17 protein-coding genes are annotated in these 18,529 nt (G+C 49.4%); 3 read left to right on the forward strand and 14 right to left on the reverse strand.

The window, feature by feature from the left end; translation table 11 throughout:
- Positions 1-222: 222 nt before the first annotated feature.
- From ACTHRH_RS15030 to ACTHRH_RS15040, 3 genes are all read right to left on the reverse strand, one after another.
- Complete coding sequence (locus ACTHRH_RS15030; RefSeq protein ID WP_440416326.1) at positions 223-942, reverse strand: response regulator transcription factor; 720 nt, start codon at positions 940-942, stop codon at positions 223-225.
- Positions 943-1,021: 79 nt separating this feature from the next.
- On the reverse strand, positions 1,022-2,824 hold the full coding sequence (gene pnpS / locus ACTHRH_RS15035) for a two-component system histidine kinase PnpS (protein WP_440416328.1): 1,803 nt from the start codon (positions 2,822-2,824) through the stop codon (positions 1,022-1,024).
- A gap of 219 nt (positions 2,825-3,043) precedes the next feature.
- Positions 3,044-4,585, reverse strand: coding sequence for a fumarate hydratase (locus tag ACTHRH_RS15040; protein WP_144932152.1), 1,542 nt, complete (start codon positions 4,583-4,585; stop codon positions 3,044-3,046).
- 499 nt (positions 4,586-5,084) lie between these two features.
- On the opposite strand from ACTHRH_RS15040, the gene ACTHRH_RS15045 reads away from it, so the two are divergent.
- The 3 genes from ACTHRH_RS15045 to yfbR all read left to right on the forward strand — a co-directional run bounded on the left by ACTHRH_RS15045 (position 5,085) and on the right by yfbR (position 7,672).
- The gene (locus ACTHRH_RS15045; protein WP_186328137.1) at positions 5,085-5,228 is read left to right on the forward strand and encodes a hypothetical protein; all 144 of its coding nucleotides are present in this window, start codon (positions 5,085-5,087) and stop codon (positions 5,226-5,228) included.
- A gap of 713 nt (positions 5,229-5,941) precedes the next feature.
- Positions 5,942-7,033, forward strand: coding sequence for a polysaccharide deacetylase family protein (locus tag ACTHRH_RS15050; RefSeq protein ID WP_379288671.1), 1,092 nt, complete (start codon positions 5,942-5,944; stop codon positions 7,031-7,033).
- Positions 7,034-7,090: 57 nt separating this feature from the next.
- Positions 7,091-7,672, forward strand: coding sequence for a 5'-deoxynucleotidase (gene yfbR / locus ACTHRH_RS15055; protein ID WP_379288673.1), 582 nt, complete (start codon positions 7,091-7,093; stop codon positions 7,670-7,672).
- Positions 7,673-7,699: 27 nt separating this feature from the next.
- Here the strand turns inward: yfbR and ACTHRH_RS15060 are convergent, their stop codons facing one another.
- From ACTHRH_RS15060 to ACTHRH_RS15110, 11 genes are all read right to left on the reverse strand, one after another.
- Positions 7,700-8,113, reverse strand: coding sequence for a hypothetical protein (locus ACTHRH_RS15060; RefSeq protein WP_144932158.1), 414 nt, complete (start codon positions 8,111-8,113; stop codon positions 7,700-7,702).
- 224 nt (positions 8,114-8,337) lie between these two features.
- The gene (gene mdh, locus ACTHRH_RS15065) at positions 8,338-9,282 is read right to left on the reverse strand and encodes a malate dehydrogenase (protein WP_379288676.1); all 945 of its coding nucleotides are present in this window, start codon (positions 9,280-9,282) and stop codon (positions 8,338-8,340) included.
- A gap of 100 nt (positions 9,283-9,382) precedes the next feature.
- Positions 9,383-10,681, reverse strand: coding sequence for an NADP-dependent isocitrate dehydrogenase (gene icd, locus ACTHRH_RS15070; RefSeq protein ID WP_144932162.1), 1,299 nt, complete (start codon positions 10,679-10,681; stop codon positions 9,383-9,385).
- 131 nt (positions 10,682-10,812) lie between these two features.
- Positions 10,813-11,925, reverse strand: a complete 1,113-nt coding sequence (gene citZ / locus ACTHRH_RS15075) for a citrate synthase (protein WP_144932164.1) — start codon at positions 11,923-11,925, stop codon at positions 10,813-10,815.
- Positions 11,926-12,161: 236 nt separating this feature from the next.
- On the reverse strand, positions 12,162-12,557 hold the full coding sequence (locus ACTHRH_RS15080; protein WP_440416332.1) for an FxsA family protein: 396 nt from the start codon (positions 12,555-12,557) through the stop codon (positions 12,162-12,164).
- Between the two features lie 14 nt (positions 12,558-12,571).
- Entirely contained in the window at positions 12,572-13,036 is a 465-nt protein-coding gene (locus ACTHRH_RS15085; protein ID WP_144932168.1) for an acyl-CoA thioesterase, read from the reverse strand.
- Between the two features lie 219 nt (positions 13,037-13,255).
- Positions 13,256-15,010, reverse strand: coding sequence for a pyruvate kinase (gene pyk, locus ACTHRH_RS15090; RefSeq protein ID WP_379288680.1), 1,755 nt, complete (start codon positions 15,008-15,010; stop codon positions 13,256-13,258).
- Positions 15,011-15,121: 111 nt separating this feature from the next.
- Positions 15,122-16,087 (reverse strand): acetyl-CoA carboxylase carboxyltransferase subunit alpha, encoded by a 966-nt coding sequence (locus tag ACTHRH_RS15095; RefSeq protein WP_440416335.1) that lies wholly within the window; start codon positions 16,085-16,087, stop codon positions 15,122-15,124.
- Positions 16,077-16,946: an acetyl-CoA carboxylase, carboxyltransferase subunit beta gene (gene accD, locus ACTHRH_RS15100; RefSeq protein ID WP_379288682.1), complete on the reverse strand. Its 870-nt coding sequence runs from the start codon at positions 16,944-16,946 to the stop codon at positions 16,077-16,079. Before accD ends, ACTHRH_RS15095 begins: the two co-directional genes overlap by 11 nt.
- A gap of 37 nt (positions 16,947-16,983) precedes the next feature.
- Positions 16,984-17,172, reverse strand: coding sequence for a glutamate decarboxylase (locus tag ACTHRH_RS15105; RefSeq protein ID WP_144932176.1), 189 nt, complete (start codon positions 17,170-17,172; stop codon positions 16,984-16,986).
- A gap of 1,007 nt (positions 17,173-18,179) precedes the next feature.
- Positions 18,180-18,529, reverse strand: a 350-nt coding sequence (locus tag ACTHRH_RS15110; RefSeq protein WP_440416337.1) for a hypothetical protein, incomplete at its 5' end; no start/stop codon positions are given.

The following is an 18,529-nucleotide window of genomic DNA, read 5'->3' on the forward strand; positions in this document are numbered from 1 at the left end:
CATGATCTTGCCTGCATCTCTCAATAGATCCATCCCATTGCGGGCATAACATAAGCCCATACAGTGACGTATGCCTTCGCAGCTTATTCCGTCCGCACTCCAACGGATTCGGAGTTTAAAAATGGAACATTTCTCCAATAACGTGGTAAATTAAGTGTACTTATGCTCTTATTATCGGCCTCGCTTCTTGGAGAAGTTCGTCAGTACTTTGTGTGGAAATGCTCAGTGGGTCTTCTCTTTTCGGGCGACTAATTTATAGCCGACACCGCGAATGGATTCAATCTGTACCGATTGCTGATTCATCTCAAGCTTCTTGCGCAAGGAGCTGACATGGACGTCAACCGTTCGCTGTCCTCCGATGTAATCGAAGCCCCATACGGCATTCATCAGATCATCGCGGGTAATGACGACCCCCGGCCTCTGCACCAAATACAGCAGTACTTCGAATTCCTTCGGACGAAGGGTGATAGGCTCCCCGTGCAGGACCACCTCATATTTCTCCGGGTAGATGGCCAACTCCCCCACGCGGATTATCTTCTCCCCGTTATTTTCCTGGCTGACGCCGGAGCCCTCATTCCCGGTCCTCCGCAGCACAGCCGACACCCTGGCCAATAGCTCCGCGACTCCGAAAGGCTTCGTAATGTAATCGTCCGCGCCATACTTCAGGCCCTGAACGACCTCTTCTTCCGCGTTGCGGGCGGTCAATATGATGACCGGCGTACGAATTCCGTGCTGGCGAAGCCTGGACAAAATTTCGAAGCCGTTCATCCCCGGCAGCATAATATCGAGGACGATCAAATCGTGCAAACCGTGCAGCGCTGTCCTCAACCCTTCACTGCCGTGGTCCGCCAATTGAACCTCATAGCCTTCCTGCGACAGATTGTAGGACAGCAGTCTGGCCAGCGTGGGTTCATCTTCTATGATTAATATTTTATGAGTCATTCCAGAACCCATCCCCCATTCGTCAAACGTCCAACTGATTCCATTATAGCTTGAACGGCATTGTTTTGTTAAGCCGGGTTCAGGAATCATGAATAACCGGCAGCTCGATAGTAAACCGGGAGCCAAGCCCCGCATCGCTTTCTACGGAAATCGTCCCCTTATGAAGCTCGACCAAATGCTTGACAATGGACAGCCCCAACCCGGTACCTCCCGAGCTTCTCGAACGGGCCTTATCTACCCGGTAGAAGCGTTCGAAGATGCGGGGAAGGTCTTTTTTCGGAATGCCGATTCCGGTATCGCTTATCGTTATTCTTACCCGTTCATAGCTTTCGGGACCCTCTTCCTGTTCAACGGCCTCGACGTCTATTCTGACCCTTCCCCCTTCCGGGGTGTAATTTATCCCGTTAGACAGAAGATTGATCATGATCTGTCTCAGCCTGTCTTCATCCGCCTCCAGGAACAAGTTCGGCGGAACCGAGGATTCGAGGCGAATCCCCCTTTTGTCCGCTTCCGCACTGACGACTTGAACAGTTTGCTCAACAAAATGCTCCATCTCAATGGGAGAGAATTGCAGCGGAATCCGTCGTGACTCGATTTTGGACAATTCGAGAATATCGCCGATCAACCGGTTAAGGCGTTCGCTCTCATCATAGATAATCTGCAGGAACGACTTGGCCGTCTCTTTATCATCCATGGCTCCCGCCAGCAGTGTTTCGGCAAAGCCTTTGACCGCGGCGACCGGTGTTTTCAATTCATGGGAAACGTTGGCGACAAATTCGCTCCGCATCCGTTCCAGCCTGCGGACCGCAGTCATGTTATGCAGCACGATGAGAATTCCGGACCATTCTTCGTCGTTCCGCGCCATCGGACTGATATTCGCCTCCAAAATCCGCTCCTCCGGAAAATAGACGATCATTTCATCATGAATCGGGTCATGAGTTTCCAAGCATTCCCGGATCATCTGCTTCAGCTCGAACGGCAGCTTGGCTTCGGTATATACTGTGCCTCGCAGCTCTTCCGCCGCGAATCCGAGAATATCCTCCACCGCACGGTTCAACAGCACGATTTTGCCGCTTAGATCGGCCATCATCACCCCGCTCGGCATGTTGTCCAGAACGCTCTTCAGGCGGCTTTCATTCTCTTGAATCCGGTGAACCTGCCTCTGCAGACTGTCCGCCATCGTGTTGATGGCGCGGCCCAGCATTCCAATCTCGTCATTGCGGGTGACGGTTACCCGGGATCGGGCATCACGGTGCGAGATTTGCTGCGCTACCCTGATAATCTTCTCCAAAGGTCTGGTCATATTATGAGCCAATCGATAGGAGATCACACCTGCCAATAGAAACAATACGGCCAGACCGCCGCCCAAGAATAACCATAGCTTGCGCAGGGAGGATTCGACAACGCTCAAATCTCTGGCCATCCGGATATACCCGAAAGGCTGATCCGAAGCATCGCTCGCAATGACCACGTACAGCATATTATGGCCTAAAGTATCGCTGTAGCGGATAGAATGTCCCGAGCCGGATCGGATCGCCTCCTGCACCTCTTCCCGGTCCAAATGGTTATCCATGGTCAAGGGATCGTGATCCGAGTCCCCCAGCACCCGGCCGTCCGCCCGAATGACCGTAATCCGGGCATCCGCCGACTGCTTGAGCTGGCTGATCCACTCGTTGTATAGCCGTATCAATTCCTCATCCGTCCCCGAAGCCACCCAATCAAAGGTCGACACGATGAGATGCAGCTCTCTCTCCATATTTTCACGCTGGGCTTGAATATAGGTGTTTTCCTGCAGCTTGGCAGCCAGAATTCCCGCTGCCGTTACCGACAAGCCAATCATAATGATAAAAATAACCGTCAATCGGGTTCTGAATTTATTCATCTCTTCGTTCCTCCGCGCAAGATGGCTGTCCATGACTAGATAGCTTTATCGTAACCCGAGCTGCCGCGAAAATCCACCGAACCCGACAAATCCGATTGTTGAGAAATTGTAAAGAAATAAAGTCGGGTGTCCCGGAACTGTAAATAGAATCCGAAAAAAAGTCGGACAGAACGCTCTGCCCGACCACCTTTTTTAAATATAATAAGATTCGAATATCATTTATTTGAAAACCGGCTCCTTGAACTGAGCAAGCTTCTCGAGAGAATCTTTCTCCACGTCGGCATGCAGGCTGTTTCCATGAGAATCCATCGTAACAATGGCAGCGAAGCCTTCCGTCTGCAGGTGCCACATCGCTTCCGGAATACCGAACTCCATGAAGTCTACGCCTTCCACCTTCTTCAGACATTGTGCGTAATATTGCGCCGCCCCGCCGATGGCATTGAGGTAGACGGCTCCATGCTCCTGCAGAGCCTTAAGCGTCTTCGGCCCCATTCCGCCTTTGCCGATTACGGCGCGGATTCCGAATTTCTTCAGAATATCCCCTTGATAAGGCTCTTCCCGAATACTCGTTGTCGGTCCGGCAGCCTTCACATGCCACTCGCCGTTCTCATCCTTCTGCATAACCGGTCCGCAATGGTAAATAACGGATCCGTTCAAATCGACAGGCGAATCATGATCCATCAGATACTTGTGCAAAGCATCGCGGCCGGTATGGATCAGACCGTTAATGACAACGACGTCGCCTACCCGCAGCTCGCGAATTTGCTCCTCGGTGATGGGCGTCTGAAGAACGACCTGACGGCGCTCCCCGCCTTGATCCGCTGCGGCGCTTTCCGCTTCGCCCAAGGTCACATCCACCTTCTCACCGGCCGAGTATTGCCATTCTTTGATCTCGCCCGTAGAGGCATCCAGAATAACGCCTTGACGGCGATAAGCCCAGCAGTTGTAGGCTACGGAAACGAAGAAGCTGGCCGGCAGCCGGTTCATCACTCCAATTTTGCATCCGAGCAGAGTCACTTCGCCGCCGAAGCCCATCGTCCCGATGCCGAGCTTGTTCGCATTTTCCATCACGTACTCTTCTAATTGGCGCAGCTCCTCGACCGGATTCACATCATCCACCCTGCGGAACAGCTGCTGCTTGGCCAGCTCATAGCCGGTCGTGCGGTCGCCGCCGATGCCCACGCCGATAAAGCCCGCGCTACAGCCCTGTCCTTGCGCCTGATAAACGGCATGCATAATACATTTGCGAATACCGTCCAGATCGCGCCCGGCTTTGCCGACACCTTCCAGCTCAGCAGGAAGGCTGTATTGAATATTTTTATTCTCGCAGCCGCCGCCCTTCAAGATCAGCTTCATCTCGATATCGTCTCTTTCCCATTGCTCGAAATGAATGACCGGCGTTCCCGGCCCGAGATTATCGCCGCTGTTCGCTCCGGTCAGCGAATCAACGGAATTCGGACGCAGCTTGCTGTCCTGAGTCGCCCGCTTCACGGCTTCATAAATTTGCTGCTTCATTACTATCTGATTGGCTCCGACCGGAACGTGGATAATAAAAGTAGGCATCCCCGTATCCTGACAAATAGGGGAAACATTGTACTCCGCCATTTCAATATTATTGGCAATGGTAGACAGAGACAAGGCCGCCCGGGTCCCTTTATCCTCCAGCTCGCGGGCCTTGCGAATCGCTTGACGGACATCCCCCGGCAAGTTAGTTGACGTTTCTACGATTAGTCGGTACACGCTCTCTTGAAAATGCCGCATGTGATTAAGACTCCTCTCCTGTTTTGCAATGAAACTTCACGATAGAACACACGCTTATAATTATATCATATTACGGGAGAGTCGAATGATCATTCTTTCTCACGGATTTTCCTCATTAGAAGAAATTCAGTAATTCCTAATAGGCCCAGTTAGAAAGGATGAGAGCAATCTTACTCCTGTCGAATCGATCAGCTTTAGTTTGCAATGCCTTTGGAAACGTCCCATTTGTCTAGTTGGATTTCAAAGTTGACAAGTGCGAATTTGGCCTATTTTCAAAAATCTAGTCAATCCAATTTGATTTCCTGCTTACCCAAATTTATTTAAAAATTAGAAATAATATGAGAGAGTCAGTTCTATCTATAAACTCTATAGAAAAACAGTTAAGTTGTATTCCATCTGAAAACAGCGTAATAGTGTTCCTCGGCATCATCTGACCTTGACATATATCGAATGTTTGATATAATAAAATGTAATATTTTGGAAATAGGAGGTGAAAAGAATGAAAAAATTAGCTGGGTTATTTGTTATTACTGCATTAGTTTTTAATTTATCTACCGTCTCACCGAATAGCGATGATTACTGTATGGGATTTTTCTCTGAATGTCCATTGCCACCATGCGATAGCTTTTGGCACTGTCCATAAATATCGATAATATAATAATTCCTGCTATTGTTATAGAATCTTAACCATGCAAAAAACATCATCTAGATCCAACGGTTAGTTTCCAAAATATTCATTGTCGTCGATCCCAGAGCGTAGGCGTATAAGGAGATCGGCGACAATTTATCAATTTAGATGGCCTGAGATTAAAACCACCTTTAAATGATATTATTGACTCTCACAAGTTTCACACGATCAAAAGCGAAATGTGGCGCTTGCTCATAAAGACTTTCAGTACTCCCTACAGTAATTCTGAATGCAAATTTTACTCATCACCGCAGTCAAGCTATGCACAACCAAATCGCTCCTTTTCCTCAGATTTCCGTCAAACTTTGCTACATCCCCTCACTTCCTCGTAATAAATATACCTGCGCTTATCAAAACCCAATCGGTAGGTTTCCATTATCCCAACTCACTCTTCCTTTCCATAGTAGCGCTAATTTGCTGCCTGAAGTGCATTAAACATCGTTCACAGGAATTAATCAATGTATCTTTACTAAATTTAATCTTTAATACCGAACCTTTTAATAGGTATAGTTTTTATTATTCATCAATAATGAATCAATCTAAATGCTTATCATTCGATAAAATATTATTGACTTGCTTTTGGCATAGCAAATGTTTATGACAATATAGTATGTTGATAATTAAATTGATATACTGATAAGGTATCTGCCAAAGTAAGGAGAATGGAAATGATTAAATTCTTTGTTCGCAGCTTGTTTGTTACGATTATCGGCTTGACCTTATTGGTCTCTTCTCTATCAGCCTATCAGCCGAATACTATGTACCGCGAACAGGTCGCTGTCATCATGTATCATCACGTCGATGACACCATACAAAGCTCCGGCACGATCACGGTTGATCTTTTTCAGAGGCAATTGACCTATTTACAGCAACAGGGCTACCAATTTATTACACTCGATCAATTCAAACAGTACTTAGCCGGCGGCCCCGTCCCCGACAACGCCGTGCTGGTCACCTTTGACGACGGATATGAGAGCTTCTACAGCAATGCTTATCCTGTATTATCCCAATTGAATATTCCTGCGGTTAATTTCGCCATTACGAAGGACACGTTAAATCCGCAAGCGAGCTATATTCCGGCAATGTCCCAACAGCAAATTGCGGAAATGATCACCGCAGCCCCCGGCAGGATTGAGGTGCAATGTCATACTCATGCCTTGCATGACAAAGTGGATGGCCAGGCGCTGTTAACAGCAAGACTGGATCTGGATAGCGGCAAGCGGGAGAGCGAAGAGGATTACCGGCAGCGGATAATGGCCGACACCAGAACCTGCCGATCGGTACTGGAGCAGGTTAACCCGTCGCCTATCGATTCCTTGGCTTATCCTTTCGGAATCTATGATCGGGATGCGGCTGAGGCGCTGCAATCAGCGGGAATTGAGTATGCATTCACGATCGCACCCGGAATGGCTACACGGCAGACCGACAGGCTCGCGATTCCAAGAATTAATGCGGGAGGCCCGTACATTTCGCCGGCCAAGCTGCACAAATCGATTCAGAACCAGATTCAGGCAGTTCATCATAACTATGACCGTATTCCGCTCAGGGAAATGGTAGAGAACTGGGGCGGTGAAGTAGCTGAGGATAGCGAGGGGCTGATCGTTATTCGTTATGAAGGCAGAGAATGGAAGCTTCGTCCCGGGAGCCGTACCGTTCTTCACCAGAATAACAGCTTAACGATCGGACAGCCCGTTCAGGTTATCGAGGGCAAAGCCTATGCCAGGTGGAGCGATATCGAGAAGCTATTGTTTGAGTCATGATGTGCGGGAACGTCTGGCGGATAATCAAGTTGGACGGGTTGGAGAAAGGAGGGGCTTATGGACTCCCATTTTTTCGCGTATATGTACCGGCTAAGATATATTAAACGATGGAGTCTGATGCGCAATGTCGTAAGCGAGAACGTGGCGGAGCATTCCTTTCATGTGGCGATGCTGACCCATGTGCTCTGTACGATTGCCAACGAGGTTTACGGGCGAAGCTTGCCGGTGGACAAGGCCGTATCAATGGCACTGTTCCATGACGCGGCTGAGGTGTTCACCGGCGATATCCCGACACCAGTCAAGCATCAGAACGAGGACATCTTGTCCAGCTTCCGCGAGATCGAGCGGCACGCTTCCAAGAAGCTGCTGTCCATGATGCCCCCTCAGTTGAAGGATGCTTACCGTCCTTTGCTGGAAGGCGGACAGGATGAAGAACTGCGGGTCATGGTCAAGGCGGCTGACCTGTTGGATGCATATATCAAATGTGTGACGGAGCTGTCTACGGGAAACCGGGAGTTCGCCGTTGCCAAGAAACAGATTGAGCAGTCTATGATAGAGCTTGATCTGCCGGAGGTCCGGTATTTCCTTGAGCATTTGGCACCCAGCTTCGAAAAAACGCTGGACGAGCTGTCCGAATAGGACTGGCTCTCCAGCGTTTTTCTTTCCTTAGAATGGGTAACTCATCAGGATGATCATGACAAGGAAGCTCAGGGCAATCAGCCAGGAAAATGTTTGCACCTCTCCCATTCCCGCTTCGGCCGCAGCCTTGCCGGAGCTGAGAGCCTCCCGAGCCGACTTCAACTTCTTGCCCAACATGCCGGTTAGACCGCCGATAACGACGACGAGCAGAATAACGACGATCATCCAGGCCGTAGAATAACTGGCTTGGGAAATCATGTATCCTCCGGTCAAAAACTGGACGAGCAGCAATATCTGCCCTACCCGGTTTGCCGTATTATAATTGCCAACCGTCTGAGCCAAACCTTCCTCCCCTTTTTTCATCAGAAGAAAAGGAAAGAGCAGATAAAATCCCATCCCAATGGAGCCTAACAGGTGCAGAAATAAAATAAAACTGACCATGAAAGCCCTCCTATTGAATGTTTGAGTTATGTACTCTATCAGTATACTAAATGCCTGTCAGGCTTACAACTTGTCCCAAGGGCGGACTGCACATTTTTTACTTGCCGGACACAATATAGCCAAAGGTTCGTGCTATACGGGAGCATAGGAAATTGTGGCCGGATGAAGCTTAATGGAAAAAAGCTGCCCCGGAGCAGTGAGCCATACCGGAACAGCTTGAATCATCAGTTGCCTTCCACGACTTTAATTACATTGCGTACCGAATCAGCGGATTTGTCAAGCGCCGTTTTCTCTTCGGCAGTTAATTCAAGCTCGAACACTTTCTCGATTCCGTCTCCACCCAGAATCGTCGGAACGCCCATGAACAGATTGTCATAGCCGTATTCCCCCTCAAGGAGGGCAATCGCCGGCAGGATGCGTTTCTTGTCCTTAACGATGGCTTCTGTCATCTGAACAAGGGATGCAGCCGGTGCGTAGTAGGCGCTGCCGTTGCCGAGCAGGTTAACGATTTCTCCGCCGCCGGTACGGGTCCGTTGGACGATCGCTTCGATCCGGTCCGCGGGAATCAGCTTCTCAATCGGAATTCCGCCAACATTGGAATAACGGACCAGCGGAACCATATCGTCACCGTGTCCTCCCAATACGAATCCGCGAACGTCCTCAACCGATACATTAAGCTCCTGTGCAATGAACGTGCAGTAGCGGGCGGTATCCAGAACTCCGGATTGACCGATCACGCGGTTCTTCGGAAAGCCCAATGTCTGATAGGCCACATAAGTCATAGCATCCACCGGGTTGCTTAGAATGATGACGATCGATTCCGGACTGTATTTTTTAACATTCTCACAAACCGATTTCATAATTCCGGCATTGGTATTGACCAAATCATCACGGCTCATGCCGGGCTTGCGGGCAATACCTGCTGTAATGATGACAATGTCGGAATTAGCGGTGTCTTCATAATTGGAAGTACCGATAATGTTGCTGTCGAATCCTTGTACCGGGCTTGCTTCCAACATGTCCAGTGCCTTTCCTTTGGTCGGATTCTCCAGTTGGGGAATATCGAGAAGTACGACGTCGCCCAATTCTTTCTGGGCAAGCATTAATGCAGTAGTAGCTCCAGTGAAACCGGCACCGATAACAGACAGCTTTTTGCGACGGATAGCCATGGATAACAGATCCTTTCACTCAGAGATTTATGTGGAGATTTCATAAATTGGGGAACCCGTTTCTTAAGAAACGGGCTCTAAAAGATTAACTGCGTCTAACTTATCCAAGATGCTTGATAATTTCATCCGCGAACTCGGAGCATTTCACTTCAGTCGCGCCTTCCATCAGGCGGGCAAAGTCATAGGTAACCGTTTTGTTATTAATAGCGGTCTCCATACCTTTGTAAATCAGGTTAGCCGCTTCTTGCCAGCCAAGATGCTCCAGCATCATAACTCCGGACAGAATAACCGATCCCGGATTAACTACGTCTTTATCCGCATACTTAGGCGCCGTACCATGGGTGGCTTCGAAAATAGCATGTCCGGTTACATAGTTAATATTCGCTCCCGGTGCAATTCCGATTCCTCCAACTTGTGCAGCCAAAGCGTCAGACAGATAGTCCCCGTTCAAATTAAGAGTAGCGATGACATCGAAATCGGTCGGACGGGTCAGCACCTGCTGCAGAGCAATATCGGCAATAGCGTCCTTCACGATGATCTTGCCGGCAGCTTCTGCCGCTTTCTGAGCTTCGTTAGCAGCGTCGGTGCCTTTCTCTTCCTTGATGCGATCATACTCGGCCCAAGTGAACACCTTATCACCGAACTCTTGCTCCGCCAGCTCGTAGCCCCAGTTCTTGAAGGCTCCTTCTGTAAACTTCATGATGTTGCCTTTGTGCACCAAAGTAACGCTCTTGCGTCCATGCTGCAGAGCATACTCAATCGCCGCACGGATCAGGCGGGAAGATCCTTCCTTGGAAACAGGCTTGATTCCGATACCGGACGTTTCCGGGAAACGGATTTTGTTAACTCCCATTTCTTTCTGCAGAAACTCGATCACTTTCTTAACTTCCGGTGTGCCTTCCTTATACTCGATTCCGGCATAAATATCTTCCGTATTCTCCCGGAAAATAACCATATCAACAAGATCAGGGCGTTTAACCGGAGAAGGAACTCCATTGAAATAACGTACCGGACGAAGGCAAACATACAAATCCAGCTCCTGACGAAGCGCCACGTTCAAAGAACGAATACCGCCGCCGATCGGAGTAGTCAGAGGACCTTTGATAGCAACGATATATTCACGGATAGCCGTCAAAGTATCGTTAGGGAGCCAGGAATTGAACTTGTTGAATGCTTTCTCCCCTGCATATACTTCATACCATGCGATCTTCTTCTCGCCTTTGTAAGCTTTCTCTACAGCGGCGTCCAGAACACGCTTGGAAGCCCGCCAAATATCGCGTCCCGTGCCATCTCCTTCGATAAAAGGAATGATCGGGTTGTTAGGTACCTGAAGTACGCTGTCTTTAATAGTAATCTTCTCGCCTTCGGTCGGCAGGGAAAATTGTTCGAATTGAGCCATGATTTTATTTCCTCCTCTTTAATGTATTAGCAGAGTAAACCGGTCGAGAACGTACGGATAAACGGGAAGGCGTTTCGGTACGATTCGCACGGCCCGTAAGGTCTGGAGCGCAGATTGCACTCTGTAAATTATTAACGCTGCTCGATCGGTACGTACGGCGTGCCCACCGGGCCTGTATATTCCGCACGAGGACGAATCAGACGATTGTTATCGTATTGTTCCAGAATATGAGCTGTCCAGCCCGATGTCCGGCTAATGGCAAAAATCGGCGTAAACAGATCTCTCGGAATGCCGAGTGAAGTATAAACAGAAGCGGAATAGAAATCGACATTCGGCTTGAGTCCCTTCAAACGGGTAACCATTTCTTCCATCTTGACCGACATATCGTACCACTTCATATTGTTCGTAATTTTGCCCAGTTCCTTGGACATTTTCATCAGATGCTTGGCACGGGGATCTCCATTCTTGTAGACCCTGTGACCAAATCCCATCAGCTTCTCTTTATTCTCCAGCTTGCGGTTAACATAGCTCTCGACATTGTCGATCGAGCCCACTTCTTCAAGCATAGCCATAACCGCCTCGTTGGCCCCCCCGTGAAGAGGTCCCTTCAATGCGCCGATTGCCGAGGTCACCCCGGAATAAATATCGGACAGAGTGGCTACCGTTACGCGGGCAGCGAATGTCGATGCGTTCAACTCGTGATCTGCATGGAGAACAAGGGCTTTATCCAGGGCATTTACCGCTATTGGATCAGGCTGTTCGCCAGTCAGCATATACAAGAAATTCTCTGCAATGGAGGCACCGGATTTCGGGGCGATCGGCTCCTGGCCTTCCCGGATTCTTGCGAAAGCGGCAATCAGAGTAGGCAGCTGTGCCTGCAAGCGAATCGCTTTGCGTACATTCGCTTCTTTACTCATGTCGTTAGCCTCGTTGTCATAGAGCGCAAGGCTCGACACGGCGGACCTTAGAGCAGCCATGGAGTTCGTGTTTTTCGGGTACAGCTTGATTTGCTCAATCACTTCGCTCGGGACGCTGCTGTTAGCACTCAAATCCCTATGTAGCTGATCCAGCTCCGCTTGGTTCGGAAGCTTCCCGTACCAAAGCAAATAGACAACTTCTTCAAAGGTTGCCTTCTCCGCCAAATCGTCGATATTGATCCCGCGGTAGGTCAGCACACCATCAATAATTGAGCTTATTGAGGAAGTAGTTGCGACGATTCCTTCCAGGCCTTTTGTCGCCGTCATCCCTATCTCTCTCCTTTGTTTGCAATAAATATTTTATTTCACAAGTGTTGTACTTCTCTAACTCCTTTTATCATAAAGGATTTTGTCGAAGAAGTGAACAGTGGGGCTATAAAAGTTCATTATCGGTACCATAAACAAATTTTAATACAAGTCAGATACCAATTAAAGTCTTTTTTGATTTCGAGTATAAAAAGCTTGAAATCTTATTATCATCTTACCGGCTCTAATTCTTCCATTTACCTGCGGATGATAAAGGTGAATTTTCCATTCCGGATTTGCTTCTCCAGCCAATAATAGAGCCAGCGCTTGACAACCGGGCGAGTAAATGGAAGCAGAAGGATCAAGCCAATGATATCCGTTATAAAACCGGGGGCAAGAAGAAAAACTCCTCCGACAAAAATGATAATGCCATCGAGTATCGAAGCTGTCGGACTGTAGCCGAGAGACATTTGGTGCTGTGCGTATTCCCACACCTTACGCCCTTCTCTCTTGGCCAGATAAGCTCCGATCAGTCCGGTCAGGACGATCAAAAGAAACGTTTGCCAGCCGCCAATCCATCTTCCGACCGAAAGAATTCCCCAAATTTCCAAAGCGGGAGCGACTATCAGCAGAACGATTATCCATCTGAGCATCCGCATCTTCCTTTCTACCGATTTACAGGCAGCCGTTCATATAGCTCGGGAAATTGCCGGTCAAGCCGGACCGGCTTCCATTCCGGATTGACCCAAATATGCTTGGTCATGCCGCTGACCAACAGCTCTCCTTCAGGCTGGTCATCGACATCCGCCTGCCTCCCACTTTCCGCTTCACCCCCCTCTGCTCTGCGGACTTGCGACTCGAATACAATAGAGATGGGGGTCACATCCGCCATACGTGTATAAATCGCTACTTCATCGTCATATCTTGCGGGCTGCTTGAACTTCATGGAAGCTTCAACGAGCGGAAGCAGAAGACGGTTGGCTTCCAACTCACGGTATGTAAAACCCGTCTCTCTTATCATTTCCGTTCGGCCGATTTCAAACCATGTCAAATAGTTTGCATGATAGACAACCCCCATTTGATCCGTTTCCTCATACCGGACACGGATGGAATGAACGTGCCATCGATTCATTGGACCACCTCCTGTAGGAATTGTAACGCTCAAGCAGGTTTATACGCAGCATACGACAGCCGGTTTGAGTCACGGGTAACTTTCATGTTAAGCCCCATCTCCAGACTCATTTACACTATAAGAAAAGACAATCAAAAGTGCATGTCTTCTTATAACGAAGTCAATCTCACCACGAAGCACGGCAAAAACACGCCCTTTCCCAGGCGTGTTTCCATCGACCTATATGACGTTGGCCTTGCCGGAGTAAATGAAGCCCATCTCGGCATAAACGGTTGCTTCCAATCCGTCATGCAGCACTTCAAACGCATTCTCGACTCCTACAATAACCGGGATGCCCAAGCTCAGGCAGACAACAGCGGCATGTGAAGTAATTCCCCCGGTCTCCGTAATCACCGCGGACGCCTTCTCAATCGCAGGCATGTATTCCTTATCGGTCGATACGGCAACCAGAATAGAGCCTTCCGTCATCTTGGCATTCGCTTCTTCAGGAGTGCGGGCGGTTACGATTTGGCCGGTGGAGCATTGCGTTCCCAAACCCTGGCCTTTGGCAATCAGCTGTCCGACATGATGAACCTTAATAAGATTGGTCGTTCCGGACTGTCCAACCGGCAAGCCTGCAGTAATAATCACCAGATCACCAAGCCGGAAAAGACCTTCCTTCATACCGCCTTCAATTCCGAATTCGATCATTTCGTCGGTCGTTTTAGCCTTATGCCCCAGAACCGGAATAACCCCCCATACCAGAGACAGCTTACGCATAGTTTGCTCTGAAGGAGTATAGGCTACGATCGGCGACTTCGGACGGTACTTGGCAACCATTCTGGCTGTATAACCGCTTTCCGTTGGTGTAATAATCGCTTTGGCTTGCAGATCCAGCGCAGAATTGGCCACCGCTTGACTGATAGATTCCGTAACCGTGACTTGTTGGGCTTTACGCTGTCTCTCGAGAATTTCTTTGTGATTTAAGGCCGTTTCCGCTTTTTCGGCTATCCGTGCCATGGTCTCTACCGATTCCACCGGATATTTGCCCGCGGCCGTCTCTCCGGACAGCATAACCGCATCCGATCCATCCAGAATGGCATTGGCGACATCGTTCGCCTCTGCACGTGTAGGGCGCGGATTCCGCTGCATCGAATCCAGCATTTGCGTAGCGGTAATAACCGGCTTGCCTGCCTCGTTACATTTTCGGATCATCATCTTCTGGACCAGCGGCACTTCTTCGGCCGGGATTTCCACCCCAAGGTCCCCACGGGCGACCATCAGACCGTCCGATACCTCCAGAATTTCATCCAGATTCTCTACGCCTTCCCTATTCTCAATCTTGGATATGATTTGAATATGGCTGGCATTATGCTTCTCCAGCAGCTCGCGAATTTCCATCACGTCACTTGCTTTACGAACGAAAGAAGCTGCGATGAAATCTACCCCCTGCTCGATCCCGAACACAATATCGTTGGCGTCCTTCTCGGTAATTCCCGGTAGGGACGTACTCACTCCCGGTACATTGACGCCCTTCTTGCTCTTGATTTGTCCGCCGTTAACAATGACGCACTCGATCTCGGTGCCGCGGATCCCCACTACTTCCAGCCCGACCAACCCATCGTCAATCAGAATGGTGGAGCCGATGGAAACATCGGAAGGCAGATCCTTGTACGTTACGGAGATGCGATGCTTATCCCCCAGAATTTCCTCGGTAGTAAGCACTATACGCTCATTCTGCACGAGTTCAATCGGTTCTTCCGCAAGCTTGCCGATCCGAATCTCCGGCCCTTTCGTATCAAGAAGCAGCGCAACGTTCTTGTTCAACCGCTTTGACACTTCGCGGATATTGCGAATTCTCGCCCCATGCTCCTCGAAATCCCCATGAGAGAAATTAAGACGGGCCACATTCATTCCCGCCTGCATCAATTTGCCAAGCATTTCCGGTGCTTCGCTGGCCGGTCCGATCGTACATACAATTTTAGCTTTACGCATAGTTCTGTTCCTCCTGTAAGTTCAACAATCCTCCGCAGTTAAATACTGCCGCCAAGGATGACTATAAAAGATAGAAATATGGTGTTTATAGGCGCTTCCCATGATTTCCGGTCAGCCATTCTGATACAAGGCTACTTCTCCTATCGAGCGGAATTTGCGATAGCGGTCCTCCCGTAGCTCGTCCGCGGATAATGCGACAAGCTCCTCGAGATGTTTCCAAAGCATTTCTTTGATGTTCCTGGATTGCTCCTCCAGATTGCGATGCGCTCCCCCCTTGGGCTCGGGGATGATTTCATCGATTACTCCAAGTTTCAAAATGTCCTGGGCCGTAATTTTCATCGTTTCCGCTGCCTGCAGCGCCTTGGTGCTGTCTTTAAACAGAATGGAAGCGGCACCTTCCGGCGAAATGACCGAATAGATGGCATGCTCAAGCATCAGCACACGGTTACCGACGCCCAGTGCCAATGCTCCCCCGCTGCCGCCTTCTCCGATGACCACACAAATAATAGGCACCTTGAAAGATGCCATTTCTCTCAGATTCCGCGCAATGGCTTCAGCTTGTCCCCGTTCTTCCGCCGCTCCTCCGGGATAAGCACCGCTCGTATCAATGAAGGTTATAATCGGCCGCTTGAACTTGTCGGCCTGCTGCATCAGGCGAAGCGCCTTGCGAAAGCCTTCGGGATGGGGCATGCCGAAATTACGAGCGATGTTATCCTTGGTGTCCTTGCCTTTCTGATGGCCGACCACTGTAACCGGCACACCGTTAAGCTTCGCCAGTCCTCCGACGATGGCCAAATCATCCCGGTACAAACGGTCCCCATGAAGCTCCAGAAAATCGGTAAATACGTTCTGTATGTAATCCAGGGTGGTTGGCCGCATGGGAAAACGGGCAATTTGCAGCTTGTGCTGCACGGAAATTTCGGTGTAGATTTCTTCCTCCAGCCGCGCATATCTTTCTTCCAGCCGCATAATTTCTTCGGTGAAATCGATATTCTTGTCGCTGCCAAACCTGCGCAGCTCTTCAATTTTCGCACGCAATTCCGCCAGAGGCTGCTCAAACGGCAAATCACCTGCCATCGGAAGACACCTCCTTCACCGTGTGCATGTCCAAAATTTGCGTCAAAACCGTCCTCAATTCTTTCCGATGAACTACTTTATCCAACTGACCGTGCTGCAGATTGAACTCAGCCGTCTGGAAATTGTCTGGAAGCTTCTGCCGAATCGTCTGTTCAATGACCCTTCTTCCGGCAAAACCGATAATGGCTCCCGGTTCGGCCAACACATAATCGCCGAGCATGGCAAAGCTGGCGCTTACCCCGCCCAAGGTCGGTTCTGTAAGTACGGAGATATAAAGACCGCCTTGCTCGTGAAACTTGCTTAGAGCGGCACTGGTTTTGGCCATTTGCATAAGAGCCAATATGCTCTCCTGCATGCGGGCCCCTCCGGAAGTGGAAAAAATAATCAACGGGTACTTCTTCTGCATGGCCACTTCGATCGCCCGGGTGATCTTCTCTCCAACCACACTGCCAAGCGTTCCGCTGAAAAAATCAAAGCTCATCACACAAATAACGACGGGATAACCCCCGATCGTTCCTTCTCCGGTAATGACCGCATCCTTGCTGCCCGTCTTCTCGATCATCTTTCCGACCTTCTCGGGATACCCCGGGAATTCAAGTGGATCGGCCGAAATCATATCACTGTCAAATTCAAACAGACGTCCGTCATCCAGGGTCATCTGTATCCGTTCCATACCGTTTAAGATAAAATGATAACCGCAGGAAGCGCAGACCTTCAGGTTCTTTTCCAGCTCCGTGCTGAATTGAATCGCACCGCACTTAGGGCATTTATTAGCGATTCCTTCGGGAATTTCCTTTTTTGCCCTTTCAGAAGGAATTGTGGCGTACTTTTTTTTCTTGTAAAAAAAATCCTTTAGCACGTTTACACCTCACCAGGCGTTAATTTCAGCAGGATGATTACCGATGCAGAATGGAATTAAGAACTTCCTGAACTTCCTCCAGTTCTCCTTCCGGAACCAAAATTTCATACTGATTCTTGGTTAAGCTGATGGCCCGAACTTGAACGAGGAACCCTTCTTCCGTCAGCTTCTCCTTTATGCGATCCGCTATTTTGGCCGTCGGAGCGATATAAATAACTGTCCACATGGCCGATAACCTCCCTAACTCCTGCTTCATATAGCCTATACAATGGATTAATGATACCATAACCCGTCTTTTTATAGCAACAAAGACAAGTCGCCCTGGAGCCGATGGAACCGTTATAAATACGCGGGAAAGCGTGAGAAAACATGAAAATGGACAATTATTGGACACAGGTGTGAACGAAATCTTAACTTTCATCCTATGCTCATTCCAAGGTTGCGGCCGGTTTGCCAATCCCCGGAATACTATCGGGCAACTCAATCCCATTCTCCCTTTGGCCAACACCGCCGAAGCAAAGAAATAAAAAGGAATTTTTCAGGTTGTTGAGAAATCGTCTACTTTACTCTAAAGAGATACAAATGCACGACGGATGAATGCGAACGAGTACGTTTTGTACGAAATCATTCATGGTCTTCGAACAGACATGCGAATGCCGCGAATAATCGTACAACTAACAGACATGCTCCGCGAGCTATTTTTCTCAACAGCCTGTATTATTACTTTAAAACGGAGAGAGCTTTCGCGCAGCTTAGTTCTTTTTTACTATACCACGAAAGTCATCCGGCCTACAAAGAAACGTTCGGCCTTCGAAGCGTATTCCGTCCGCACACCAGCAGAGTCGGCGTCTAACCTTCCTCTATTTGATATCTAGGGTTTAAAAGCCTGCAATTCTGCATGCTTTTAGCCGTTGGGTCCCGTGTCCGCAGCAAAGCCTGCTAAAATACATCTTTTTTTCTCGTTCCAAGGGTGATCGGGTGAATTGATGTCGAAATTAATGTATTTTCGCAGGCTTTTCTCCATAAGTGTCTGAATCGCTTATAAATTGATGTATTATCGCAGGAATTTCGTGACCGAAATCATACGAGAAAGAGTCTTTGCCGCGGCGAACGACAAAGACCCTTGGAGTGCTTTAATATTAGTATGGATGACTAACCATGTGAAGCCGTCAGCAAAGCTTATTCCTCTAAGGCACTATGGTTCCAATGCGTACCCGGTCAAGCCTTACTTTTTCACTTTACTTTAACCGTTCCTTCGCCTAGGAGCTTTTCAATTTGCTGAAAAAGAAGCGGGGAAGGCTTGACCCGATATCGTTCGCTCAGCATGACCGTTCGCTGTTCGCGCTCGTAGAACAGCACGACCGGCAGCAGCCCCGGCTGCGCCTGCAGCAGGCTCTGCAGCGATTCGAGCGTGTGCGGCGCTTCATGCAGCGGGTCTATCTTGATATAGACCCGCTGCTGCGCCCGCCCGCGCGAATCGGCAGCGCCGCCCGGCGCAGCCGAAGCGGCGCCGACGCCGCGCGCTGCCCTTGGCGGCGCCGTGCCGGCTCGCGGCGGGGCCGGCTGCGCGTTCGCCGCGGGCC

The organism is Paenibacillus sp. SAFN-117, assembly GCF_051966115.1.
Lineage (GTDB): Bacteria > Bacillota > Bacilli > Paenibacillales > NBRC-103111 > Paenibacillus_L > Paenibacillus_L residui.